The sequence below is a fragment of the Bradyrhizobium acaciae genome (genome assembly GCF_020889785.1).
In the GTDB taxonomy this organism is placed as follows: Bacteria; Pseudomonadota; Alphaproteobacteria; order Rhizobiales; family Xanthobacteraceae; genus Bradyrhizobium; species Bradyrhizobium acaciae.
The window spans coordinates 1-969 of sequence record NZ_JACMYK010000319.1; the positions used below are offsets into that span (position 1 = coordinate 1).

The following is a 969-nucleotide window of genomic DNA, read 5'->3' on the forward strand; positions in this document are numbered from 1 at the left end:
AAGTGGCTGGAAGCAGTTTACGGTCTCGGTGCCGGCGCCGACGCTGAGTGTCTCGAGCCTGCCAAGCGCCACGGCGGGTGCGCAGATTGCGCTCTCGAGCCTGGTGAACGTGTCCAATCCAAGCAATGCGACGTATCAGCTGCAGCTGTGGGATTCGAACGGCACGGCGGCCGGTGGTGAGGTCTTGATCAACGGCGTGGCGCAGCCCGCAGGCCAGGCGATCAATGTGCCGTCGGGCGCCAACGTGGTGTTCGATGCCGGGACTTCAGCCGGCTCCGACACACTGTGGGCGCGGCTCATTCAGAACGGCACGGCAGGTGGCTGGCAGCAGTTCTCGGTCTCGGTGGCGACACCGACGCTGAGTGTATCGAGCGTGCCGAATGCGACGGCCGGTGCTCAGATTGCGCTCTCGAGCCTGGTGAACGTGTCCGATCCCAGCAACGCGGCGTATCAGCTGCAGCTGTGGGATTCGAACGGCACGGTGACCGGCGGTGAGGTCCTGATCAACGGCGTCGCGCAGCCCGCAGGCCAGGCGATCAATGTACCGTCGGGTGCCAACGTGGTGTTCGATGCCGGGACGTCAGCCGGCACCGATACGCTATGGGCGCGGCTGGTTCAGAACGGCACGGCAGGTAGCTGGCAGCAGTTTGCGGTCACGGTCCCGAATCCGACGGTCACGGTGCACAACTTCAGCACCGCGACCCCTGGCCAGACCATTGCGCTATCCAACCTGGTGACGATCCTGGATCCCGGCAATGTCGGGTATCAGAAGCTCGAGTTGTGGGATTCCGATGGAACCCCTGCTACGGGTCAGTTCGTTGTAAACGGTGTGGCGCAAACCGGCGGCCATACCATCAACGTGGCTCCCGGCGATGTCGCCAACACCGTGTTCAACGAGGGCACGACCGGCAACACCGACACGTTGTGGGCGCAGCTTCTGCTGAACAACAACACCACGACCGGCTGGCT

Annotated in this window: 1 pseudogene; it reads left to right on the forward strand. The window is 63.9% G+C overall.

Annotated elements, in window-relative coordinates:
- A pseudogene (locus H8A92_RS40530) lies at window positions 1–969 on the forward strand (hypothetical protein); the annotation flags it as partial.